Raw genomic sequence first — 22260 nt, forward strand, 5'->3', positions numbered from 1 at the left:
AAGGCAAACCATAAGGTAGCAGACATGGCTAAAGTCGCTTTTCTCGGTCTCGGCGTGATGGGTTTCCCGATGGCGGGCCATCTCGTTAAAAAGGGCGGCCATGAGGTCACCGTGTACAACCGGACCGCGGCGAAGGCGAAGGATTGGGCCGACAAGTTCGGCGGCAAGACCGCAGGCACGCCGAAGGCCGCCGCCGAGGGCCAGGATTTCGTGATGTGCTGCGTCGGCAATGACAACGATCTGCGCGCGGTCACGATCGGTCCCGACGGCGCCTTCGCCGGCATGAAGAAGGGCGCGACCTTCGTCGACCACACCACCGCCTCCGCCGAGGTCGCCCGCGAGCTCGATGCCGCCGCGACCAAGGCCGGCTTCAAGTTCGTCGACGCGCCGGTGTCCGGCGGCCAGGCCGGCGCCGAGAACGGCGTGCTGACGGTGATGTGCGGCGGCACCGAAGACGCCTATGCCGGCGCCGAGCCGATCATCAACAGCGCCTATGCGCGGATGTGCAAGCTGCTTGGACCCGCCGGCTCCGGCCAGCTGACCAAGATGGTCAACCAGATCTGCATCGCCGGCCTGGTGCAGGGCCTCTCCGAGGGCATCCACTTCGCCAAGAAGAGCGGCCTCGACGTGACAGCGGTGATCGAAACCATCTCCAAGGGCGCGGCGCAGTCCTGGCAGATGGAGAACCGCTACAAGGCCATGAACGAGGGCAAGTACGATTTCGGCTTCGCGGTCGAATGGATGCGCAAGGATCTCTCGATCTCGCTGGCCGAAGCCCGCCGCAACGGCGCCACGCTCCCGGTCACCGCGCTGGTCGACCAGTTCTACGCCGAGGTCGAGAAGATGGGAGGCAAGCGCTGGGATACGTCGAGCCTGATGGCCCGGCTGCAGCGGTAACTCGCTCGCAGTTCGGCCGGCCGTCATCCTTCAGAATTCGTCATGCCCGGGCTTGTCCCGGGCATCCACGTCTTTGGATTCCCGTGCAAGCGGGGCGAGGTATTCGAAACCGTTAATTTAACCCCCCATTAACGAGTTTCTTTAGCTCTTTAAGTCATCGCTTAATGATTTGGCGTCACAGATAGACAATGCAAAAGGCCCGCGCGGTTCGCGGGCAGGATTTGTGTTGTTTATGAGTGATCCCGCAGAAAAGCCTGAAGTTGTAGCGCTTCCGGCAGGACCTCAACTGGCCGCTCCGGTGAGCAGCCGGCGTGCCGCTGCACAGCGGGTGCGTGAGGCGCGCGATCGGTTAACGTCAACCAGTGGAACCCGCCTGGCGTTCGACGCCGAGCTGCTCCGGCAATACGCCCAGACCCGGATATCGGCCTCCTACGTCGTCATGCTGCTGGTGGTGGCGACCGGCGTGCTGTTCGGCCTGCTCTGGATGCAGCCGATCATCGCCGCTGCCTGGACGGTCGGCATGCTCTGCGTCCATGCCGCGATCATTCGCAGCTGTTCCCGCTTCCTCGCCGAGCAGCCCTCGGTCGCGATGACCCGCAAATGGCGCACCCGCTTCGTGCTGCTCGACCTGCTCTACGGGCTGTGCTGGACCGCGATCCTGATCCACCCCGCCGGCCGCGATCTCGCCTCCAACACGCTGATGATGTTTTTGATGCTGCTGGTGATCGCGGTCTCCAGCATGCTGGCGGCGAGCCTGCCGATCGCGGCGCTCGCGGCCACCGTCCCGGTGACGGTGGCGATCGCGCTCGACCTCGTGCTGTCCGGCTCGTTCGACAATTACGTGCTGGCGCTGCTCGCGCTGGCCGCCGAAGGCTATTTTGCGCTGCTGGCGCACCGCCTGCACTCGACCACGCTGGCGACGCTGGAGGCGCGCGCCGAGAAGGATGCGCTGATCGGCGAGCTCGAGCAGGCCAAGGCGATCTCCGACGAGGCGCGGCACCGTGCCGAATCCGCCAATGTCGCCAAATCGCGCTTCCTCGCCCAGATGAGCCACGAGCTGCGCACGCCGCTGAACGCGATCCTCGGCTTCTCCGAGGTGATGAAGAGCGAGATCTTCGGCGCCCATGCGGTCGCGGTCTACAAGGAATATTCCGCCGACATCCATAATTCCGGCGTGCACCTGCTCAATCTGATCAACGAGATCCTCGATCTGTCGCGGATCGAGGCCGGCCGCTACGAGCTGAACGAAGAGGCGGTGGCGCTGGTGCATGTGGTCGCCGACTGCCACCATCTGTTAAAGCTGCGCGCCTCGAGCCGCGGCATCACCATCCACGAGGTGTTCGAGCACGGCATGCCCAGGATCTGGGGCGACGAGCGCGCGGTGCGCCAGGTCGTGCTCAATCTGCTCTCGAACTCGATCAAGTTCACCCCGCAGGGCGGCGAGATCTGGCTGAAGGTCGGCTGGACCGCGTCCGGCGGGCAGTATCTCAGCGTCAAGGACACCGGCAGCGGCATCGCCGAGGACGAGATCCCGGTGGTGCTGGCCTCGTTCGGCCAGGGCTCCAACTCGATCAAGTCGGCGGAACAGGGCGCGGGCCTCGGCCTGCCGATCGCCAAGAGCCTGATCGACATGCATGGCGGCACGTTCACGCTGAAATCCAAGCTGCGCATCGGCACAGAGGTGATCGTCACCTTCCCGCCGGAGCGCGTGATGAGCGCGCTGGCGCCGATGGCGGAAGAAGCGCCGCCGATGCAGCCGGAACCGATCGAGACCGCGCCGACCGCCGACCGCAAGCGGGTGCGCCGCAAGTCGATCATGAGTGCCGGGACCGGGTTGTAGCGCATGGTCCGGACGGTTCAGGCGGCTTGCGCAAGCCGCCGAAACCGTTCAACAGTTGAAGAATGAGCCTCGAGACGCCGTGTATCGCAGTCTGCATGATGGACCCCAAAACCAAGCTGTGCTTCGGATGCGGCCGCACGCTTCCGGAGATCGCGCGCTGGCACAAGATGGACAGCGCGGAACGGCTGGCGCTGATGGCCACCTTGCCGGCGCGGTTGGCGGAGGCCGGGCTCCAGCGTATCGAGCCGCGCCCGAAGCGCGCCTGACCGAGACTCCCGCGGGAGGCGCGCCGTGAGCCGCATCCTCCTCGTCATCCTGCTGCTGATGGCGACCGCGGGCGTCGTGGTTGCCTATGGCGATCCCCAGCAGATCGCGCGCGCCAGGGAAAACATCTCGCAGATCTTCGGCCACGGCAGCGCCGGTCCCGCCCCCGCGGTGCAGATCGCGCGCAGCCAGGGCGGCGAGTTCGCCTTCCGCGCCAAGATCAACGGCGTCAGCGCGCCGATGGTGATCGACACCGGCGCGACCTCGGTGGTGCTGACCTGGGAAACCGCCAAGGCGATCGGCGTGCCGATCGAGATGCTCGAATACAATGTCGATCTCGAAACCGCCGGCGGCCACACCAAGGCGGCGCGGCTGACGCTCGACCGCCTCGCGGTCGGCAAGCTGGTCGAGAAATCGGTGCCGGCGCTGGTGGTGCAGCGCGGCCAGATGAAGACCAATCTGCTCGGCATGAGCTTTCTCGACCGGCTCGAAAGCTGGGGCGTGCGCGCCGACACGCTGCAGCTGACCGGCTATCCCGATGTCACCGGCAGCATCAGCACCACGGGCCGCCACCGCCGTCCGCGCACCGCCGTCGACTGAGCACGTGTACCCACCTTAGACGAGCGTTGCGGTGTGGCGAGGCCGCTACAGCCATCGCCGCAGACTCGGCGCATGTTGCTTCTTCCAGGATCATGCGGGATGAAGGTCATGCGGAAATTGCTTTCCGGAGTGGCGGCACTCACCGCCTTGGCGGGCCCCGCAATCGCTGCCGATTTGCGACTTCCTATCAAAGCGCCGCCCCCCGCTGCCCCGTCATGGAACTGGACTGGCTGTCACGCCGGCGGTCACGGGGGCGGGCTGGACGCCTCAAAAAGGGACTGGATTGTGCGAACGTCCGGCGCCGCCCACGTGGGCGAGTCGCTCGGCGGCCATGACTCCAATAGCTGGATCGCCGGAGTTCAGGCCGGATGCGACTATCAGTTTGCCGGCGGCTTCGTGATCGGCCTGCAGGGCGACTACGCCTGGGCGGATGCGGTCGGTCGCCATGACAGCGCGCGCGAGGTGGGCGTGGCCTATTACAGCCGGGTGGATGCGCTGGCATCAGTCACCGGCCGCATCGGCCACAGCTTTGGTCGCTTCCTCGGATATGTGCGAGGAGGCGGCGCCTGGGAACGCAACGCGTATTGGGCAACAACCACGATTCTCGGCACAGCCTACGCGGCTCGCGCGACACACCCGGGATGGACCATCGGTATCGGCGGCGAGTACGCTTTCACGGATTATCTGTCCGCTTTCGCCGAATACAACTACTACGACTTCGCCACCAACCGGATCGCGTTCGCTCCCCAGTTGGCCGGGCTCCCGCCGGCATTCGTGGACGTGCAGGAGCGCACAAGCGTCGTGCGCGTCGGGCTCAACCTCCGATTCGGAACAATCGGAGCGCCTGTGGCGGGGAGATACTGAGCCCCCGACCCGCCCAGATCGGCTCGCTACCGGTCGTCCTCGTGGATCGACGACGGATGCCGGCACAGCGGCGTGACCTCGATCTCCATGAACTGAAACAGCGGCAGGCTCGACAGGATGTCGTGCAGCTCCTGCGCGCCTGAAACGTCGAAGATGCTGACATTGGCATAGCGCCCGGCCACCCGCCACAGATGGCGCCAGGCGCCGGAGCGTTGCAGCTCCATGGCCCTGACACGCTCGGCCTGCTTCAGCGCGTCCAGCCTTTCGGCGGGAAGATCGTGCGGAATCCGCACATCCATCTCGACGTGGAACAGCATGGCGAAAACTCCTTCTCCATCCAGACGGCTGGAGCCGCCACGCGATCGTGGCGGCCCCAGCACTTGAAGCGGTCGTTGAGATCAGCCCTGCACCAGGCCGCGGCTGACCAGATTGATGTCGTCGGGGTTGATCAGATCCTTCGCGGTCCAGCCCGACACGTCGTAATCGCTCATGCAGTTGCGCGCAAAATCCTGCATCGCGCCGAGGTCGCCGGTGGCGGTCGCGGCCATCAGGGTCTCGACGCGCAGGTTCTCGTAATTGCCGGCATAGTTGCGCTCGTAGAGCTCGTGGCGTCCGCCGAACTCCGAGCCGACCGCGTCCCACAGCAGCTTTAATAGCTTGATGCGGTCGATCGCGGCATAGCCGTTGGAGCCGCGGACGAAGCGGTCGAGATAGGGCCTGATCGCCTCGCTCTCGAGATCGGCCGAGCTCGACGGCAGATAGATCAGGCCGCTCGCGACATGGCGCTCGATCAATTCCTTGATCCGCGGATAGGCCATCGGCGCGAACACGCGGTAGGCGAGCCCGTAGTTCAGATTGGGCAGGTTGAAACCGTCGGTGCCCTGCCAGGCGATCGGCGATTTCACCATCGCGTCCGCAATGCCGTGGAACAGATTGCGCCACGCGATCACCTCGCCGACCGCGGTCTGCACGCCGCGGAAATCCTTCGAGCCGGTGGCGTCGACCGCCATCGAGAACAGGCCGGCGATGAAGTCGAGCTTGACCGCAAAGCGCGTCACGCCGTGCAGGGTGAAGCGCGGCACGAAGCCCGACGCCGGGAAGAACGCGTTGATCTTGTCGATATCGCCATAGATGAAGACGTTCTCCCAGGGCACTAGCACCTTGTCGAACACCAGGATGGAATCATTTTCGTCGAAGCGGCTGGACAGCGGATAATCGAACGGCGAGCCGGTCGCGGCCGCGGTGAACTCGTAGGACGAGCGGGCGATCAGCTTGATGCCCTTGGCGTCCATCGGCGCGGTGAAGATCAGCGCGAACGACTTGTCCTTGATCGGAATGCCGTAATGCGCGATGAAATTGTAATGCGTTAGCGCCGAGCCGGTTGCGACCACCTTGGCGCCCGACACGATCAGGCCGGCGTCGGTCTCCTTCTCGACATGCATGAAGACGTCGCGCACCTCTTCGATCGCCCGGTCGCGATCGATCGGCGGGTTGACGATGGCGTGGTTCCAGAAGTCGAGCCGCTCCTGGGTCCGCGCATACCATTTCTTGGCGTTGCCGGCGTACTCGCCATAAAAGCCCGAATTGGCGCCGAGGGTGCCGAGGAACGAGGCCTTGTAGTCCGGCGAGCGGCCCATCCAGCCGAACGCGACCTTCTGCAGTTCGGCGATCGCATCGCGGCCGCGGATCAGATCCTCGGCGGTCCTTGAACCGAGGAAGAACGGATGGGTCAGTTGCCCGGTGCCGGTGTCGGTGAGGACGCCGATCTGATCCTTCTTCTCGTGAAAGCGGTCGTACCACCGCGCCACCATCCGCGCCGAATTGCGGAACGCCGGATGCTCGGTGACGTTCTTGACGCGCTCGCCATAGATGTAGATTTCGCGCCCGTCCTGAATGCTCTCCAGGAATTCGGTGCCGGTGTAAACGTTGGTGGTCGACGCGGGCACATCGGCCCGCAGCGCTGCTGCAGTCGTCATGGACATATCTCCTCCGCTTGACGTCATCGGACGCGCGGGCCTGCCGCACCGGTCCGTGACCGTATCGTCACGCTCTTGCCCGGCGTGACATCGGAGCAGAAACTAGGCGCACACAATGAGCCGGTGGAAGGTATCACCCAATACCGGACAGAGCGCCGCGGCTCGCGCTATCACTTGCTGGCGCGGCGCAGACCACGACCTTGCAGCCGACGCAACGCCGCCGCGGACAACGCATCCGCGCACGGCAAGGGAGCGAACCCAAGGGAGCAAACCATGGGCAAGGGTTTTGGCAGCGACGCTGTCGCTTTGCATCGTGCCGGGGAATTGGGCCTCCCGGCCAGCGTGGTGACGATCGGCGCGTTCGACGGCGTCCACCGCGGCCACCAGGAATTGCTGCGGCAGACCATCACTGCAGCGCAGCGGCGCGGCGTCCCTGCCGTGGTCTACACCTTCGATCCGCCGCCAAAGGTGTATTTTGGCCAGGCCGAGGCGTTGACCTCGCTCGCCGAAAAGCTCGAGCGCATCGCAACATTCGGACCCGATCACGTGATCGTCGCGGGTTTCGACCGCGTCTACGCCCGCCGCACTGCGGCCGATTTCATCGCCGAGCTGCAACGGCTGCACCCGCATGAGGTGATCGTCGGCGAGGATTTCCGCTTCGGCGCCTGCAAGAGCGGCACCGCGCGGGCGCTGCGGCACCATTTCCATACACATGTGCTACCGTCGGTGCGGTGCAGCGCGGGTGAGATCGTGTCGAGTAGCCGGATCCGGGCGCTGCGCCGATCGGGCCTCGCCGCCGCCGCGGCAGCGCTGGAGAACTGGAAGGACGTTCTGGCGGCGCCACCGGCCAATCGCCCGTCCCAACTCGAGGTGGCCACCCCATGACCACGATCGATCCGCGCGCGCTGCGCAACGCCTGCGGCCAGTTCGGCACCGGCGTCACCATCATCACGACGCATTGCGAGGGCCGCGACCACGGCATGACGGCCAATGCCTTCATGTCGGTCTCGCTCGATCCTCCGCTGGTGGCGATCTCGATCGCCAAGAGCGCGAAGATGCTGCCCAACATCCAGAAGACCAGCCGCTTTGCGGTCAGCGTGCTGGCCGAAGGCATGGAGGACCTCGCCTGGCATTTCGCCGGCAAGCCCAAGCCTGATCTCTGCGACGTCTTCGAACGGCGCAACGAGCTGCCGGTGATCGCCAACGCGGCGGCCTATTTCGTCAACGATCTCGCCCACGAGATCGCCGCGGGCGACCACACGATTTTCCTGGGCCAGGTCCGCGAGATGTCGGTGCAGCACTGCAGAAAACCGCTGCTGTTCTTCAGCGGCCGCTTCGGCGGCCTGGCCGACCCGCACCCGGCGCGGGCGATGCTGGAGAATGCCGGCTACGAGTTCATCTGGTGAGATCGTCGCAGAGTTTGCCCTGAAGTGAGAAGCCAAACCGACCAACTGCAAGAAAAGGAGGAAACCACCATGAACGTCAACAAGGACACCATCACCGACCTCGTCATCGCCGCGCTCGACAAGGATATTCCGCCGCGCAACCGTCAGATCCTGACCAGCCTGATCAGGCATATGCACGACTTCTGCAGGGAGGTCGATCTGAGCTTTGCCGAGTGGCTCGCCGCCTGCGAGTTCCTGCGCCGCGCCGGCGATATCTCGGACGAGAAGCGCAACGAGTTCATCCTGATCTGCGACATCCTCGGCGTCGAGGTGCTCGTCGATATGCTCGATCACCGCGTCACCGATGGCGAAAGCGAATCGACCGTGCTCGGGCCGTTCTATCGGGAGAACCCGCCGGTGCTGGCCAAGGGTGCCTCGATCATCAAGAAGACGTTCGACAACGCGCAGACCGTCATGGTCAGCGGCCGCATCACCGACACCGCTGGACGGCCGATCGAGGGCGTCACCATCGACGTCTGGGAAGACGCGCCCAACGGCCTCTATGATCTGCAGGATCCGGAGCAGCCGGCCTACAATCTGCGTGGGCGTTTCATGACTGACGGCGACGGCGAATATGCCTTCGTGGCGCTGCGTCCGGAGCCGTACCCGATCCCCTATGACGGCGCCGGCGGGGAGCTTCTGAAGTACATGGGTCACCATCCCTGGCGTCCCGGCCACATCCACTTCATGCTGTCGAAGGACGGCTATCAATCGCTGATCTCGCAGATCTACGATTCCGAGACCAAATATCTCGACAACGACTCGGTGTTCGCCGTGAAGCAGAGCCTGATCGGCCAGTTCAAGAAAGCGCCGGCCGGCGCCAACACCGACCTCGTCCTCGACTTCGACTTCAAGCTCAAGAAGGCAGAGGTCGAGCGGCTTGTCGCGGCCGAGTGACACGCAATATGCCCTGCCCGGCATCGCAACCTGGCAGGGCTAGTCCTTTTGATATGACAGGTGAGGAATGATGGGGCGCGCCCTGATCGACATCGCCGAGCCCGCGCAGCCGGCACAGGCTCTTACAAGAGACACCACGATCCGCAGCATTCGTGCCACGATCGTGGACGCCCCGACGCGGCGACGGCACAAGCTTTCGAACACCGAGGTGACGCATCAGGGCTACGTGCTGGTGCGCGTCCTGCTCGACAATGGCGTCACGGGCATCGGCGAGGCCTCGACGCTCGGCGGACCGCGCTGGGCCGAGGAGAGCGTGGAATCGATCAAGGCCGCGGTGATGACCTATCTGGCGCCCGCGCTGCTGGGTCAGCCTGCGCTGGCGTTCGAGGCCAACGCGCTCCGCATGAGCAAGGCCGCCACCCGCAATTTTGCCGCTAAGGCCGCCATCGAATCCGCCCTGCTCGACGCCGCCGGCAAGACGCTCGGCCTCTCGGCCAGCGCGCTGCTCGGCGGCGCGGTGCGCGCGCGCATGGAGGTGATCTGGGCGCTCGCCTCCGGCGATAGCGGACAGGAGCTGGAGGAAGCCAAAGAGAAGCTGCACCGCCGCGAGCACCGCCAGTTCAAGATCAAGTTCGGCTTCAACCGGCCGCAGGCCGATCTGAAGCGGCTGCAAGCCCTGCGCGCCGGTCTCGGTGACGACGTCCCCCTGATCGTCGATATCAATCAGGGCTGGAGCGAGGCCGAATGCATCCGCTTCATGCCCGCGCTCGAGGAGCTCGATGTCGCGCTGGTCGAACAGCCGGTGTCGGCACTGCAGCTCGAGGCCATGGCCCGCGTCGCGGCGCGGACCTCGATCCCGCTGCTGATCGATGAAGCCGCCTTCACCAAGGAAGAGATCGCGCGGGTGGCGACGATGGCCTGCGGCAGCGTCTATTCCCTTAAACTCGTCAAGAGCGGCGGTCTGTTCGAGATGAAGCGCGCCGCGGCGGTCGCCGCCGCCCACGGGCTCGCACTCTATGGCGGCTGCCTGCTGGAGAGCAGCATCGGCGCGGCGGCGCATCTTGCTGCCTTCTCCACTTTGCCCACGCTCGAATGGGGCAGCGAGCATTTCGGGCCGCGCATCCTCGTCGAGGACCTCGTCACCAATCCGATCAGGTTTGAGGAGTTCGAGATCTGCGTGCCTGATGGCCCCGGCCTCGGCGTCGAGATCGACGAGGACAGGCTCCGCGCCTTCGCGCGAAGGGACTAGCTGATGGCGCCGTGGCCGCGGACAATTGACAAACCCATGACGCCCCCGCACTCTTTGCGCTGTAACCATCATCTCACCTTTGCGTTGATGACCGTGAGCTACGAGATCAGGCAGCTTCCTGGGACGTGCGCGCAGCAACATCCGGCTCGCCGGTGACCGGTCGCGACGATGTCATGGATCTCAGGCGGCTCGCCTATTTCGTCGCGGTCGCCGAGGAGCTGCATTTCGGTCGGGCCGCCTCGCGGCTCGCGATCGCGCAGCCGCCGCTCAGCCGGCAGATCGCGCAGCTGGAGAGCGATCTCGGCGTCATGCTGATCGATCGCAGCCGGAGCCAGATCCGGCTGACCCAGGCCGGCAGCGTGCTGCTGGAGCGTGCGCGCGACGTGCTGGAGCGGCTCGACCGGACGCAGCGCGAGATCAAGCGGATCGGCGAAGGATTTTCCGGGCATTTGCGCGTCGCCTTCGTCGGGTCGGCGACCCATGGCGTGCTGCCCAATGTCATCAAGGCGTTTCGTTCGGCCTATCCGGATGTCGAGCTCGCGTTGTCGGCGATGAACAATGCCGAGCTGAAGCGCGCCGTGATCCAGCGCGAGATCGATGTCGCCGTCGCGCGGCCCGCGCTCGAGGATGAGGAATTGAAGTCGGAGCCGCTGCTGCGGGAGCCGCTGATCCTCGCCGTGCCCGACACCTCGCCGTTGCTCGATCAACAGATCACGCAGCTGTCGGCGCTCAAGGCCGAGACCTTCATTCTCTACCCGCGCAAGCCACGGCCGAGCTTTGCGGACCACATCCTCAGCATCTGCCTCGAGGAAGGTTTCATCCCGAAGTCGCAGGTGCTGGCGCAGGACTACCAGACCGCGATCAGCCTGGTGTCGGTCGGCGTCGGCATCGCGCTGGTGCCGAAATCCGTTTCGCAATCGGAACGGCCGGGCGTCACTTATCGTGCTTATGAGGGACATAATCCGGGCACCGCGCTGTCGCTGAACTACCGGCGCGACAACCGGATGCCGCATCTCTTCAACTTCCTGAAGGTCGCGCAGGAAGTCACGCGGCGGCAGCGCAAGCAGGCGCCTGAGTGACCTGAGCACAGAGACGGGACAGACAGACTGACCCACAGCGATGTGAGCGGTCGTGATTTGCCACCGCCATCACAAAGGTGAACCTTCCTATCGGGCGCATGGACTTATCGCCACAGGGTTACCTCAGGGAGAGTGTCATGCAGCAACCGGATCAAGCAAAGCTCGACGCATTTCTCGGCAAGATGGTCGGCGACCTCGGCAGCATCGCCAGCGGGGCGCTGGTGGTGCTCGGCGATCGGCTCGGCTTCTACAACGCGATGCGCGACGGCGACAAGATGACCGCCGCCGAGCTCGCAAAGCGCACCGGCGCCACCGAGCGCAACGTGCGCGAGTGGCTCGCCGCCCAGGCCGCGGCGGGATATGTCGACTACGACAGGGACGATGACAAATTCAGTCTCAACGCCGAACAGGCCACGGTGTTTGCCGACGAGGACAGCCCCGCCTTCATGGCGGGCGCGTTCGAGGCCCTCTCGTCGATGTGGCTGGACGAGCCGAAGGTGGCGGACGCATTTCGCAGCGGCAAGGGGCTGGCCTGGCACGACCACAGCGCCTGCTTGTTCCGCGGCACCGAGCGGTTCTTCCGTCCCGGCTACAACGCCAACCTGATGTCGGCGTGGCTGCCGGCGCTCGACGGCGTCGTCGACAAGCTCAAGCAAGGCGCGCGCGTCGCCGATGTCGGCTGCGGCCACGGCTCATCGACCGTGCTGATGGCGAAGGCCTTTCCGAAATCGCACTTTGTCGGATTCGACTATCATCCGGCCTCGATCGAGCGCGCGCGCAAGGCGGCCGCGGAAGCCGGCGTCTCCGCCAATACCAATTTCGAGGTGGCGCCAGCCAAGGCCTACCCGGGCAAATACGACCTGGTCGCGTTCTTCGATTGCCTGCACGACATGGGCGATCCGGTCGGCGCGGCCACCCATGTGCGCGAGACGCTGAAGCCCGACGGCACCTGGATGATCGTCGAGCCGTTCGCGCACGATCATCTCGCCGCCAATCTCAATCCGATCGGGCGCGTGTACTACGCGGCATCGACCATGATCTGCACCCCGGCGTCACAGGCGCAGGAGGTCGGGCTCGGCCTCGGCGCGCAGGCGGGTGAGGTTCGGTTGCGGCAGGTGGTCAGCTCCGGCGGCTTCACCCGCTTCCGCCGCGCCGCGGAGACGCCGTTCAACATGGTGCTCGAAGCGCGCCCGTGAGCGCGCAATAGAACGCCGCGATCAAGGCTATCGCGCGCTCAGGCCGCAACCGGCGTGAGCGCGCGGTCGTCGACCAGTGCGATCGCATCACGCAGCACCTCGGCGCCCGCCCCTGGCCGGACGCCGTTCTCCGCCAGATGCCGGCGGAACGCTCGTGCGCCGGGGACGCCGTGGAAGGCGCCGACGAAGTGGCGGGTGATCGCATGCAGCCGGGTGCCTTGCGCCAGCTGCCGCTCGATATAGGGCAGCATCGCCGCGAACACGTCCTTCATCGTCGCGTGCGGCGCGGCCTCGCCGAACAGTTCGGAATCGACAGTGAGCAGCCGCCACGGCTCCTGATAGGCCGCCCGTCCCAGCATCACGCCGTCGACATGCGCCAGATGCCGCTTTGCCTCGGCAAGGCTCAAAATGCCGCCATTGATGATGATGGGCACGTCGGGCAACGCCGCCTTCAGCCGATAGACACGATCGTAATCGAGCGGCGGGATGTCGCGGTTCTCCTTCGGCGACAATCCGTTGAGCCAAGCCTTGCGCGCGTGCACGACGAGCGTGTCGGCGCCTGCGGCGATCACGCCGCGCGCCAGCACGTCGAGCGCAGCCTCCGGATCCTGGTCGTCGATGCCGATCCGGCATTTCACCGTGACCGGAATTTTGACCGCGCGCTTCATCGCCGCGACCCCCTCGGCAACCAGCGCGGGCTCCGCCATCAGGCAGGCGCCGAAGCGGCCGTTCTGCACCCGATCGGACGGGCAGCCGACATTGAGGTTGATTTCGTCATAGCCAAAGTCCTCGCCAATGACAGCGGCCGTGGCGAGGTCATGCGGATCGGAGCCGCCGAGCTGCAGGGCGAGCGGATGCTCGCTGGCATCGAAGGCGAGCAGCCGCGCCCGGTCGCCGTGGATCACCGCGCCGGTCGTGAGCATCTCGGTATAGAGCCGCGCCCGCCGCGACATCAGGCGATGGAAAAAACGGCAATGCCGGTCAGTCCAGTCGAGCATGGGCGCCACGGAAAAGCGATAGTCTTGCGATTCCAATGATTTACTCTACTATCTCAATGGGATGGAACAAGAACGAGTGCCCTCCAAACTAGCCGAAATTGCACACGTTTGTACCCGTTTTGACCTGTCAGCGCACACGTAGCGCACACGATTTGGGGAGTGCACACGACCGTGGCCAGCTTCACTCAGTTGCCATCCGGGAACTGGCGCGTCCAGGTCCGCCGCAAGAACCGGTACGTTGCAGAAACCTTCCGCCGCCGCAAGGATGGCGAGGAATGGGCGCTCGACATCGAGCGCAATATCGATCGCAACAGGTCACCTAAGGCGCGCGCCGCGGTGAAGGCCAAAACCTTCGGCGACATCATCGATCTTCATATCGGAGACATGCACGACGTCGGCCGCCCTCCCCGCCGATCCAAGGCGGCCGTCCTTGAAGCGCTTAAGGAAGACCTTGGATCCACAAAGCTGCCTCGGCTCGACCGGGAGCGGCTGATCGAATATGGCAGAAAGCGAGCGAAGCAAGGCGCCGGGCCCGCTACTCTGGCAATCGATATGTCCTTCATCAGGACCGTTGCGACGCACGCCGCGGCCGTCCACGGAATTGAGGTTTCTGCCGAAGAGGTGCGTCTCGCACGCTTTGCGTTGCGACATCTGGGCCTCGTCGGAAAATCAGATGAACGGGATCGGCGACCAACTCAAGACGAGCTCGACGAGCTGATCGAATACTTTGAGACCAATCCCCGACAGGTCATTCCGATGGGCCGCATCGTCCGTTACGCGGTCGCGACCGCAATGCGACAAGAAGAAATTTGCCGGCCCGCCTGGCCGCACGTGAATATGAAAACTCGGATTGTTACTATCATCGACCGCAAAGATCCCAGAAAGAAAGACGGGAATGATCAGAAGGTCCCCCTCCTCAACCTAACCGGTTACGATGCCTGGGAGATCACTCTCCAGCAGCACATTATCACGAGGGGTCAGGGTCGCGTTTTCCCGTACAACCATCGCTCAGTGAGCAAGGCGTTCGCACGCGGCTGCGAGGAATTGAAGATCGAGGACCTGCATTTTCATGACTTACGACACGAAGGCACTAGTCGGCTCTTTGAGGCAGGGCTACCCATCGAAAAAGTGGCCTTGGTTACCGGCCACAAAGATTGGCGAACGCTGCGACGCTACACTAAATTGAAGCCCGAAGAGCTCCATAAGCTGCAAACGGCACCACAGCCAACTTTGGAAGAATTCATCAAGACGTTAGCAGCTTCTTAGTGCACCAAACGCGAGCGGGTCCATTGCCCGCGAACACTGGTCGATCGAACACTATGAGGCTCAGTTCAACGTAACTGATCAGCTTACCACGGAAGACGATCGGAGGACTTGATCAGTTCGGCTCCCGTATTGGCAGAGCTGCTGGAACCTCCCGCGCGATCAACCGATTGCTGCGCAAGACACGGTCCGATGCCGACGCTAAAGCCATCGCAATCGGTGGCCGGCTTGGCCGACGGCGGCGGCCTATCGATCACCGATGCTGGCGAAAAGTTGTCGGGCGCTGACTGCGTATCCTCGACCCTGGCAGTTAGTGGAGCGCCCGCGGCAGCCGCCCATGGCGGCACATCTTTAGCGGCTCGGGGTGATACCGAACCTTGGCGGTCTCCGCCGGCGGCGGAACGTCATCCGTCGCCGGTGACGACCCACGACTGCTCTTTGCTGATGGCGTGGAACTTTGGCAGCCGCCCGCGGCGGCAACACGCTGGGTGAAGCCATCTGATCGCGTGACTTGGCCACGCTTCGCCGAAAATATCCACGCGCAGCCCGGCGCTCAAAATTGCCTTCCGATTCTCTCGCCATAGGTCTCCACCTTGACCTTGGGATCACCACACGTGCGTTAACGGCATCCGCCTAAGAATCGATCAGGACACCCGGGTTGAGCATGCCGCTGGGATCTAGTTCGCGCTTGGCGGCCCGCAACGCGGCGGCAAAAAGCTGTGGCCGCTGCCGGTCGTACCAGGGTCGGTGATCGCGGCCGACGGCATGGTGATGCGTGATGGTGCCGCCCGCCGCGATCAGCGCGTCGCTCGCCGCGTCCTTGATGGCCTTCCACTGCGCGAGCAGCCCACCGTGCCGACCGCGCGCATGGAAGGAGAAGTAGGGCGCGGGCCCGTCCGGGTAGACGTGGGTAAAGCGACAGGTGACTTCACCCTTCACCCCGGTCGCTTGTAGAATCGCGCGTTCGGTTGCCGTCTTGACCTGATCGTGAAAGCTTTCGAACCGATCCCAGGTGATGGCGGTCTCGAACGTATCGTTGATGATAGCAACGGGCGTCAAGAATTCGCGCGCATAGGGCATGCGAATGAACGCGTTGCGCCAGATGCCTGCCGCGCCTTCGAGATGCGCGTCGCCGGCCTCTACGGGCTCCGGTGTCCCGCGGTGGTCGGCGCAGCATTCGAGCGCACGCTTGAACCAGGCGTCCAAGGGATGGTCGCCCGATTCGAATGCCAGCACCATGATGGCGGAGCTGCCGTCGGACGCACCGGTGTTGAACGCCTCCTGCGGGTCCAAGATGCGGCAATTGGAGGGATAGAGGCCGGCTTGTGCCACGGCACGCACCGCGCGCGCGGCATCGAAGAAAGTGGGAAAGCGAACCGATGCGCCGGCGCGGTATTTTGGACGCTGCTGCAATCGCATCCATGCGCGCGAGATCACGCCTAAGATTCCTTCCGAGCCGATGAACATGCGGTCGGGACTCGGCCCCGCGCCCGAGCCGGGAAGCCGGCGCGTCTCCACAACGCCAACCGGCGTCACGACACGCAGGCTTTCGACGAAATCGTCGATATGGGTGTAGAGACTGGCGAAGTGGCCGCCCGATCGCGTCGCGATCCAGCCGCCCAAGGTCGAATACTCAAAACTCTGCGGAAAATGCCGCAGCGTGACGCCGTACGGCTTGAGCTGGTTTTCCAGCGCCGGCCCATAGGTGCCGGCTTCGATCAAGGCGGCGCGCGAGACCGGATCGACTTCGACGACATTGCAGAGATTGCGCAGGTCAAGCGTGACGGCCGCCTTGTGCTTGATGCCATCGGCCTGCGGCTCGACGCCACCGCACACGCTCGATCCGCCCCCGAACGGCGTCAGCGAAGCACCGACGGATCCCGCCCAGTCCATGACAGCCGAAATCTCCGTCTCGTTGGTTGGATAGGCCACGACATCGGGCGCGCAACCGTAATCGCCGAGCATGGCCCTGACGTAATCCGGGTAGGACTTGCCGTAAGTGTGCGCGGCGCGGTCGTAGCGTTCGGTCGTGCAGAACGGCGTGAGCGAAGCCGGCGGCACCACGCGCGGTTCCCGCAAGGACAGCTCTTCGAGGCCAGGAACAGTGACCGTTTCGAATTCGCCGGCGCCAAACTTGGCATGGTAGCGGCCGAGGACAAACGCCCGCTCTTCCGCGCTCATGCCTTCGCCTTCCCGTCCCCAGCCGTAATGTTTCAGCCTTGCGCCGGTCATGAGCGTTCCCCGCGTTTCGCTTTCGAGAGTTTTTTGAACCGAAGAACAAGAGACTCTGAACGACCACGCTGCGGAGTGAGCTCGTTCGATCGAAACAATACGCTTTCGAGCGGAAGTATGAAAGACGGCGGTAGGACAGTTCCTTCAGCAAACTGCGTCGCAGCAGCCGCGGCACGCGGCTTACCCGCATGGGACACGACCAAATCAGGCCGGCGTATTCCGCCCGGGTAGACATCATGCGACTACGTTGAGAGAGCTTTGGCTTGGCGAATTGCGATAGACTGCACAGACCAGTGGAATACCCCCGTCTGGTTCGGGAGGTGCGCAGTTGGTTTCCGAAAGCGATCTCGAGCTCGCTCTTGATTTCGTCCGGGCTCGGGCCGCCGGACCGGCCGAGGGCATTTTTGGTCCAGGCTCGATGACCTGGCGGATCGACCGAGAAGCCATCACCTTTTTGGGTGCCGGTCGTGCCTTGCTGCTTCAGCTGGCGCATCCCTGGGTCGCCGCCGCGGTGGCCGAGCACTCGCGGACCTTCGCGGATCCGATCGGTCGCTTTCATCGAACCTTTGACGTGGTGTTTACGATGGTGTTCGGCTCGCTCGATGCGGCCCTTACCGCTGCCCGGCAACTGCACCACCGCCATACCATGATCGTCGGCCGCCTGCCCGAAGCAATTGGTCCGTTCGAGAGCGGGTCGCCGTACCGCGCCAACGAGGCTGCAGCATTGCGCTGGGTTCACGCGACCCTTGTCGACACCGCTCTGGCCGTCCACGACCTGATCCTGCCTCCGTTCTCGGTCGAAGAACGCGAGCACTATTGGGCCGAAAGCCGGCTGTTTGGGGCGTTGTTCGGGTTGACTCCGAGCGACTTGCCGGCGCATTGGGATTCATTTGCTGCCTACACGGCAGCGATGATGCAATCGGATACATTGTCCGTCAGCACCGCCGCGCGCGAGGTGGCCCGGCAGATCTTCGCCGGTGGACGACCGTGGTTGCGGTCGCCGCGCTGGTATCAAACCCTGAGCGCCGAGTCGCTGCCGGACCGATTGCGCACCGGCTTCGGATTTGCCTTTGATGCACGCGACAGGAAGGCTGCAGAGCGTGCCGTTGCGCGGATACGACGCATCTATCCCAAAATACCGACCCAGCTTCGCTACGTCGGCCCTTACCAGGAAGCTCAGGCGCGACTACAGGGGAAGTCGCAGCTTGGCTGGACAACCCGGTGCCTGAACAGGGCCTGGATAGGACGCCCCCAGTTGGATGACCGCTGGAATAGGTGAAGGTGTCCCGGACTGCCGCAGACGTTCGCATGCGGCCGACCGCCGCCTGCCGCGATCCCAATCGGCCTACCGACTACCGCCTTCGGGTTACAGGCGGCGATAGAGGCCCGCACACAGAGAAGTCTGGTTCTCCCGCGGCAACCGAGGCGCGGAAGACTACGCATCAGATTCTATTTTCACCAAAACTTCCCCAGCGGTGATTTCGGGGTCTCCAAGATTAAGGTCATGCAGGCTTGCTTGAACGAAATCCAGTACTTTATCGTTTGCAGCATTAGCGCTTTCGCGGTCATCGAATATCATCACGGCGATACCGACGCCATCGCCCCCATCCAATACGTAATAAGATCTGAATCCGTGCGATTCTCTTAGGATCTGACCGATGCCGCTTTTGGCGCGGCGAGCAGCGTCCGCAACCGAACGAACGTTGGTGTACTTTCGAATGAACATGTACATCAGCCACCCATGTATCTCAGTCCTAACCCGCGCATCAAAGCATATTGGGCCGGCGCTGGACTAGGACGTACTTCCGCGTCGGGTCATTTGCGTCGATCTAGTATGCCCGCAGTCACGTCCGATCCCCCCAAAAGAGCCGTAGTCAAAGTGAGGGGCGCGGTTCGACACCAAGGGCCAACAGGCAACATGGGTCGAAGCCCTTGCGCCGGAGTGTCACGGACTTATGTGAGGAGCGGTGAGCACTCGCTCATTGCGACTGCCAATCCAGCAATAATCACAAAAGCCAAGGAGGACCGCATGAAATTCCGTCCGCTTCACGACCGCATCGTGGTCAAGCGCATCGACGCCGAAGAGAAGACCGCTGGCGGCATCATCATTCCGGATACTGCCAAGGAAAAGCCCTCCCAAGGCGAAGTGATCGCCGTCGGCCCCGGTGGTCGCGACGAAGCTGGCAAGCTGATCCCGATCGACCTCAAGGTAGGCGATCGGGTCCTGTTCGGCAAGTGGTCCGGCACCGAGGTCAAGATCGACGGCCAGGAGCTTCTGATCATGAAGGAGAGCGACATCATGGGCGTTCTCACCGACGTTTCCGGCTCCAGGAAGGCGGCCTAACGCTGACCGCCGCAAGCGCTCACCCTGAGGAGCACCTGTCGATGCTGCCTCGCAGGTGAGAGACGAATTTCAATTCAGGGAGGACAAACATGTCAGCTAAAGAGGTCAAACTAGGTGTCGATGCCCGCGATCGCATGCTGCGTGGCGTAGATATCCTTGCCAACGCGGTGAAGGTCACCCTCGGTCCGAAGGGCCGCAACGTGGTGCTCGAGAAGTCGTTCGGCGCGCCCCGCATCACCAAGGACGGCGTTGCCGTCGCCAAGGAGATCGAGCTCGAGGACAAGTTCGAGAACATGGGCGCCCAGATGGTGCGCGAAGTGGCGTCGAAGGCGGCGGATGCTGCCGGCGACGGCACCACCACCGCGACCGTACTGGCTGCCGCGATCGTCCGTGAAGGCGCCAAATCGGTTGCCGCCGGCATGAACCCGATGGATCTGAAGCGCGGTATCGATCTCGCGGTCGACGCCGTTGTCGCGGATCTGGAAAAGAACTCCAAGAAAGTGACCTCGAACGAGGAGATCGCGCAGGTCGGCACCATTTCGGCCAACGGCGATGCCGAGATCGGCAAGTTCCTCGCCGACGCCATGAAGAAGGTCGGCAACGAGGGCGTGATCACGGTCGAGGAAGCCAAGTCGCTCGAGACCGAGCTCGACGTCGTCGAGGGCATGCAGTTCGACCGCGGTTACATCTCGCCCTACTTCGTCACCAACGCCGACAAGATGCGCGCCGAGATGGACGACGCCTACATCTTGATATACGAGAAGAAGCTCTCCTCGCTGAACGAGTTGCTGCCGCTGCTCGAGGCCGTGGTGCAGACCGGCAAGCCGCTGGTCATCGTCGCCGAGGACGTCGAAGGCGAGGCGCTGGCCACCCTGGTCGTCAACCGCCTGCGTGGCGGCCTGAAGGTCGCGGCCGTCAAGGCTCCGGGCTTCGGCGACCGCCGCAAGGCCATGCTGCAGGACATCGCGATCCTGACCGGCGGCCAGGCGATCTCGGAAGACCTCGGCATCAAGCTCGAGAACGTCACGCTGCAGATGCTCGGCCGTGCCAAGAAGGTGATGATCGACAAGGAGAACACCACGATCGTCAACGGCGCCGGCAAGAAGGCCGACATCGACGCCCGCGTTGCCCAGATCAAGGCGCAAATCGAGGAGACCACCTCGGACTACGATCGTGAGAAGCTGCAGGAGCGTCTCGCCAAGCTCGCAGGCGGCGTCGCGGTGATCCGCGTCGGCGGCGCGACCGAAGTCGAGGTGAAGGAGCGCAAGGATCGTGTTGATGACGCGATGCACGCGACCCGCGCGGCGGTCGAGGAAGGCATCCTGCCGGGCGGCGGCGTCGCCCTGCTCCGGGCCTCCGAACATCTCAAAGGCATCCGCACCAAGAACGACGATCAAAAGACCGGCGTCGAGATCGTGCGCAAGGCGCTCTCCGCGCCGGCCCGCCAGATCGCGATCAACGCGGGCGAGGATGGTTCCGTCATCGTCGGCAAGATCCTGGAGAAGGATCAGTACGCGTTCGGCTTCGACAGCCAGACTGGCGAGTACGTCAATCTCGTCAGCAAGGGCATCATCGATCCGACCAAGGTCGTGCGCACCGCGATCCAGAACGCCGCCTCGGTTGCGGCGCTCCTGATCACAACGGAAGCGATGGTTGCCGAGCTGCCGAAGAAGAACGCCGGTGGCCCCGCGATGCCCCCGGCCGGCGGCATGGGTGGCATGGACTTTTGAGTCTGACCGTTCAGCGCTCAAGAGAAAAAAATGGCCCGGCATCGTTGCCGGGCCCTTGCGCGTTAGCTACGGGTCCGACTCGACTACAACAGCTGCGTGGAGGTGACGAATCAGCAGGGGTTGGATCAAGCGGAGACGTGGGCTCCGGCGGAGCCTCAGCTCTGACCACTCTCGCAGGGACGACCTAAAGCTTTAGACCCGGGTCGTTCGCCGGTTCACGCAAGCCCTGCAAGCTACCCAATCGGCTCGATTTTTTACGTTTGTCATCCTTTTGTTTCGATTTGTAATCCGCGTCACTATCGAGAAATGCCTCCAATATGAACGGGATCAATTCGGCAACCTCCTCCTTGCTGCCGTAAGTCTCCGCATAAAAATCAGCATACTCCCGCAGCCGCTTCGCCAAGCTCGGTGCCAGCACAAGATTCATCCTTACGGGTGTTCGATCAGGCAGCTTCGCAAGCTTCATCCCTCACCTGCCCTTCGCTACTGCCTCAACATCCTGGTATGGCTTCAGCACCAGATCCTTCGAAACAATCACCCGAAGCGGCCATCCCGGCCGCACCGTGATCGTTGGCTGCACGTCGAGCTCACGCTCCACCAGGCGCTGCCCCGCACGATTGGTCGTTTGTTGCGTGCTTTCCCGCAGCGCCTTGACGAGATCGCTCTCGTCGTTGCCGATAGAGAGTTGGGTCCCCACCCCAATCAGGGTCGCGAGCGCGACGCCCTTGAGCAACTGCCAGGTATGGAAATCGACCTCGTCTTCGAGACCTGCGTAGCCGGCGACGTCGGTTGCCGGAAGGTTCTCGATCACGACCGAATTGCCATTCGGCAGGATAAGTCTCGTCCAGACGACCAACGCCCGTTTCTGGCCAAAGGCCACGACGCTATCGTATTTGCCCACGAGCCGCGTCCCCTGCGGCCGGAATAGCTCTTGCCGGTCGCAGCGTTGCGCGGCAGGGCAAATGGCTCGCTCGCTCCGCTTGCGCTCCAAGGCCGCGCCCACGGAAAAATGCCCGCCTCAAGCTCGGCGATGATCTTTGCGGTGATATCTTCATAGAGACTTTGTTTCGCCGTGGTCCGCGGGCTCCGTGTCGGCATTGTGGACATGACAATCTCCATTCGCTCGTCCCTGCCGCGCCCGGCCCCCGAAGAGGCGGGGTGGGCGGCGAAGAGCGACCGGGAAGCCCCGAACGAAGAGGCGGGCCGCACCGTCAGGCCGGAGCGTCAGCGGAGGACCGCGCAACGGGCGTCAAAGACGTCTCCGGGCGGCTCGAGCACCCGCGCGGTTGCGGCCCGCCGGTTCGGGGCTATACGGGAGCGCCGCCCACCGCGCCGACCGGGGGCTCCTCAAAAAAAAACGCGCTGGCCGCAAAGGCGGCCGGCTCG

General features: G+C 63.9%; 23 protein-coding genes. 15 read left to right on the forward strand and 8 right to left on the reverse strand.

What is annotated here, in order from left to right; all coding sequences use genetic code 11:
• The first annotated feature begins 24 nt into the window (after window positions 1-24).
• From CI41S_RS21715 to CI41S_RS21735, 5 genes are all read left to right on the forward strand, one after another.
• Complete coding sequence (locus tag CI41S_RS21715) at window positions 25-897, forward strand: NAD(P)-dependent oxidoreductase (RefSeq protein WP_139482668.1); 873 nt, start codon at window positions 25-27, stop codon at window positions 895-897.
• Window positions 898-1129: 232 nt separating this feature from the next.
• The gene (locus tag CI41S_RS21720; RefSeq protein ID WP_139861507.1) at window positions 1130-2737 is read left to right on the forward strand and encodes a sensor histidine kinase; all 1608 of its coding nucleotides are present in this window, start codon (window positions 1130-1132) and stop codon (window positions 2735-2737) included.
• A gap of 62 nt (window positions 2738-2799) precedes the next feature.
• Window positions 2800-3003 (forward strand): DUF1289 domain-containing protein, encoded by a 204-nt coding sequence (locus CI41S_RS21725; RefSeq protein ID WP_139861508.1) that lies wholly within the window; start codon window positions 2800-2802, stop codon window positions 3001-3003.
• A 25-nt stretch (window positions 3004-3028) separates the two neighbouring features.
• Window positions 3029-3601 carry a TIGR02281 family clan AA aspartic protease gene (locus CI41S_RS21730; protein WP_139861509.1) on the forward strand — a complete coding sequence of 191 codons (573 nt, stop codon included), beginning with the start codon at window positions 3029-3031 and terminating at the stop codon, window positions 3599-3601.
• Window positions 3602-3910: 309 nt separating this feature from the next.
• Entirely contained in the window at window positions 3911-4465 is a 555-nt protein-coding gene (locus CI41S_RS21735; protein WP_430642084.1) for an outer membrane protein, read from the forward strand.
• Between the two features lie 26 nt (window positions 4466-4491).
• Here CI41S_RS21735 and catC read toward each other — a convergent pair whose 3' ends face one another.
• Both catC and CI41S_RS21745 read right to left on the reverse strand, forming a co-directional pair.
• On the reverse strand, window positions 4492-4782 hold the full coding sequence (gene catC / locus CI41S_RS21740) for a muconolactone Delta-isomerase (protein ID WP_139861510.1): 291 nt from the start codon (window positions 4780-4782) through the stop codon (window positions 4492-4494).
• Window positions 4783-4863: 81 nt separating this feature from the next.
• Window positions 4864-6441 carry a 4-hydroxyphenylacetate 3-hydroxylase N-terminal domain-containing protein gene (locus CI41S_RS21745; RefSeq protein ID WP_139861511.1) on the reverse strand — a complete coding sequence of 526 codons (1578 nt, stop codon included), beginning with the start codon at window positions 6439-6441 and terminating at the stop codon, window positions 4864-4866.
• 273 nt (window positions 6442-6714) lie between these two features.
• Between CI41S_RS21745 and CI41S_RS21750 the strand changes: the two genes are divergently transcribed.
• The 6 genes from CI41S_RS21750 (at window position 6715) to CI41S_RS21775 (ending at window position 12307) form a co-directional block, all read left to right on the forward strand.
• On the forward strand, window positions 6715-7326 hold the full coding sequence (locus CI41S_RS21750) for an FAD synthetase (protein WP_244626621.1): 612 nt from the start codon (window positions 6715-6717) through the stop codon (window positions 7324-7326).
• Window positions 7323-7847 carry a flavin reductase family protein gene (locus CI41S_RS21755; RefSeq protein ID WP_139861512.1) on the forward strand — a complete coding sequence of 175 codons (525 nt, stop codon included), beginning with the start codon at window positions 7323-7325 and terminating at the stop codon, window positions 7845-7847. Before CI41S_RS21750 ends, CI41S_RS21755 begins: the two co-directional genes overlap by 4 nt.
• A 69-nt stretch (window positions 7848-7916) precedes the next feature.
• Complete coding sequence (locus tag CI41S_RS21760; RefSeq protein WP_139861513.1) at window positions 7917-8783, forward strand: intradiol ring-cleavage dioxygenase; 867 nt, start codon at window positions 7917-7919, stop codon at window positions 8781-8783.
• A 70-nt stretch (window positions 8784-8853) separates the two neighbouring features.
• On the forward strand, window positions 8854-10032 hold the full coding sequence (locus CI41S_RS21765) for a muconate/chloromuconate family cycloisomerase (protein ID WP_244626622.1): 1179 nt from the start codon (window positions 8854-8856) through the stop codon (window positions 10030-10032).
• A gap of 173 nt (window positions 10033-10205) precedes the next feature.
• Window positions 10206-11111 (forward strand): LysR family transcriptional regulator, encoded by a 906-nt coding sequence (locus tag CI41S_RS21770; RefSeq protein WP_139862098.1) that lies wholly within the window; start codon window positions 10206-10208, stop codon window positions 11109-11111.
• Window positions 11112-11248: 137 nt separating this feature from the next.
• On the forward strand, window positions 11249-12307 hold the full coding sequence (locus CI41S_RS21775; RefSeq protein ID WP_139482657.1) for a class I SAM-dependent methyltransferase: 1059 nt from the start codon (window positions 11249-11251) through the stop codon (window positions 12305-12307).
• A 38-nt stretch (window positions 12308-12345) separates the two neighbouring features.
• Here the strand turns inward: CI41S_RS21775 and dusA are convergent, their stop codons facing one another.
• Complete coding sequence (gene dusA / locus CI41S_RS21780) at window positions 12346-13341, reverse strand: tRNA dihydrouridine(20/20a) synthase DusA (protein ID WP_283813128.1); 996 nt, start codon at window positions 13339-13341, stop codon at window positions 12346-12348.
• Between the two features lie 135 nt (window positions 13342-13476).
• On the opposite strand from dusA, the gene CI41S_RS21785 reads away from it, so the two are divergent.
• On the forward strand, window positions 13477-14571 hold the full coding sequence (locus CI41S_RS21785; RefSeq protein WP_139861516.1) for a site-specific integrase: 1095 nt from the start codon (window positions 13477-13479) through the stop codon (window positions 14569-14571).
• Window positions 14572-15201: 630 nt separating this feature from the next.
• Here the strand turns inward: CI41S_RS21785 and CI41S_RS21790 are convergent.
• The gene (locus CI41S_RS21790) at window positions 15202-16800 is read right to left on the reverse strand and encodes an FAD-binding oxidoreductase (RefSeq protein WP_139861517.1); all 1599 of its coding nucleotides are present in this window, start codon (window positions 16798-16800) and stop codon (window positions 15202-15204) included.
• Window positions 16801-17128: 328 nt separating this feature from the next.
• Here CI41S_RS21790 and CI41S_RS21795 point away from each other — a divergent pair, with 328 nt between their 5' ends.
• Window positions 17129-18079, forward strand: a complete 951-nt coding sequence (locus CI41S_RS21795) for an oxygenase MpaB family protein (protein WP_139861518.1) — start codon at window positions 17129-17131, stop codon at window positions 18077-18079.
• A 156-nt stretch (window positions 18080-18235) separates the two neighbouring features.
• Here the strand turns inward: CI41S_RS21795 and CI41S_RS21800 are convergent, their stop codons facing one another.
• Window positions 18236-18532, reverse strand: coding sequence for a hypothetical protein (locus tag CI41S_RS21800; protein WP_139861519.1), 297 nt, complete (start codon window positions 18530-18532; stop codon window positions 18236-18238).
• 297 nt (window positions 18533-18829) lie between these two features.
• Between CI41S_RS21800 and CI41S_RS21805 the strand changes: the two genes are divergently transcribed.
• Both CI41S_RS21805 and groL read left to right on the forward strand, forming a co-directional pair.
• Window positions 18830-19144: a co-chaperone GroES gene (locus CI41S_RS21805; protein WP_139861520.1), complete on the forward strand. Its 315-nt coding sequence runs from the start codon at window positions 18830-18832 to the stop codon at window positions 19142-19144.
• 89 nt (window positions 19145-19233) lie between these two features.
• Window positions 19234-20874: a chaperonin GroEL gene (groL, locus tag CI41S_RS21810; protein ID WP_139861521.1), complete on the forward strand. Its 1641-nt coding sequence runs from the start codon at window positions 19234-19236 to the stop codon at window positions 20872-20874.
• Between the two features lie 184 nt (window positions 20875-21058).
• Here the strand turns inward: groL and CI41S_RS21815 are convergent, their stop codons facing one another.
• The 3 genes from CI41S_RS21815 to CI41S_RS21825 are packed head-to-tail and all read right to left on the reverse strand — an operon-like array spanning window position 21059 to window position 21993.
• On the reverse strand, window positions 21059-21340 hold the full coding sequence (locus CI41S_RS21815) for a DUF2274 domain-containing protein (RefSeq protein WP_139861522.1): 282 nt from the start codon (window positions 21338-21340) through the stop codon (window positions 21059-21061).
• A 3-nt stretch (window positions 21341-21343) separates the two neighbouring features.
• Complete coding sequence (locus CI41S_RS21820) at window positions 21344-21775, reverse strand: TraB/TrbI/VirB10 family type IV secretion system protein (protein ID WP_244626623.1); 432 nt, start codon at window positions 21773-21775, stop codon at window positions 21344-21346.
• A complete protein-coding gene (locus CI41S_RS21825; RefSeq protein ID WP_347339258.1) occupies window positions 21682-21993 on the reverse strand; it encodes an ArdC-like ssDNA-binding domain-containing protein in 312 nt (103 codons plus the stop codon). The genes CI41S_RS21820 and CI41S_RS21825 overlap by 94 nt, the downstream gene beginning before the upstream one ends.
• Window positions 21994-22260 lie beyond the last annotated feature (267 nt).

The sequence above is a fragment of the Bradyrhizobium ivorense genome, from assembly GCF_900696085.1.
GTDB classification, from domain to species: domain Bacteria; phylum Pseudomonadota; class Alphaproteobacteria; order Rhizobiales; family Xanthobacteraceae; genus Bradyrhizobium; species Bradyrhizobium ivorense.

What these genes read in the sequence shown, in the direction of transcription:
- CI41S_RS21725 (WP_139861508.1), top strand. Translation starts at nt 2,800, where the DNA reads ATGAGCCTCGAGACGCCGTGTATCGCAGTCTGCATGATGGACCCCAAA.
- CI41S_RS21825 (WP_347339258.1), bottom strand. Translation starts at nt 21,993, where the DNA reads ATGGAGATTGTCATGTCCACAATGCCGACACGGAGCCCGCGGACCACG.
- CI41S_RS21775 (WP_139482657.1), top strand. Translation starts at nt 11,249, where the DNA reads ATGCAGCAACCGGATCAAGCAAAGCTCGACGCATTTCTCGGCAAGATG.
- CI41S_RS21805 (WP_139861520.1), top strand. Translation starts at nt 18,830, where the DNA reads ATGAAATTCCGTCCGCTTCACGACCGCATCGTGGTCAAGCGCATCGAC.
- CI41S_RS21750 (WP_244626621.1), top strand. Translation starts at nt 6,715, where the DNA reads ATGGGCAAGGGTTTTGGCAGCGACGCTGTCGCTTTGCATCGTGCCGGG.
- CI41S_RS21715 (WP_139482668.1), top strand. Translation starts at nt 25, where the DNA reads ATGGCTAAAGTCGCTTTTCTCGGTCTCGGCGTGATGGGTTTCCCGATG.
- CI41S_RS21755 (WP_139861512.1), top strand. Translation starts at nt 7,323, where the DNA reads ATGACCACGATCGATCCGCGCGCGCTGCGCAACGCCTGCGGCCAGTTC.
- groL (WP_139861521.1), top strand. Translation starts at nt 19,234, where the DNA reads ATGTCAGCTAAAGAGGTCAAACTAGGTGTCGATGCCCGCGATCGCATG.
- CI41S_RS21800 (WP_139861519.1), bottom strand. Translation starts at nt 18,532, where the DNA reads ATGTACATGTTCATTCGAAAGTACACCAACGTTCGTTCGGTTGCGGAC.
- CI41S_RS21745 (WP_139861511.1), bottom strand. Translation starts at nt 6,441, where the DNA reads ATGACGACTGCAGCAGCGCTGCGGGCCGATGTGCCCGCGTCGACCACC.
- CI41S_RS21765 (WP_244626622.1), top strand. Translation starts at nt 8,854, where the DNA reads ATGGGGCGCGCCCTGATCGACATCGCCGAGCCCGCGCAGCCGGCACAG.
- CI41S_RS21720 (WP_139861507.1), top strand. Translation starts at nt 1,130, where the DNA reads ATGAGTGATCCCGCAGAAAAGCCTGAAGTTGTAGCGCTTCCGGCAGGA.
- catC (WP_139861510.1), bottom strand. Translation starts at nt 4,782, where the DNA reads ATGCTGTTCCACGTCGAGATGGATGTGCGGATTCCGCACGATCTTCCC.
- CI41S_RS21760 (WP_139861513.1), top strand. Translation starts at nt 7,917, where the DNA reads ATGAACGTCAACAAGGACACCATCACCGACCTCGTCATCGCCGCGCTC.
- CI41S_RS21770 (WP_139862098.1), top strand. Translation starts at nt 10,206, where the DNA reads ATGGATCTCAGGCGGCTCGCCTATTTCGTCGCGGTCGCCGAGGAGCTG.
- CI41S_RS21815 (WP_139861522.1), bottom strand. Translation starts at nt 21,340, where the DNA reads ATGAAGCTTGCGAAGCTGCCTGATCGAACACCCGTAAGGATGAATCTT.
- CI41S_RS21790 (WP_139861517.1), bottom strand. Translation starts at nt 16,800, where the DNA reads ATGACCGGCGCAAGGCTGAAACATTACGGCTGGGGACGGGAAGGCGAA.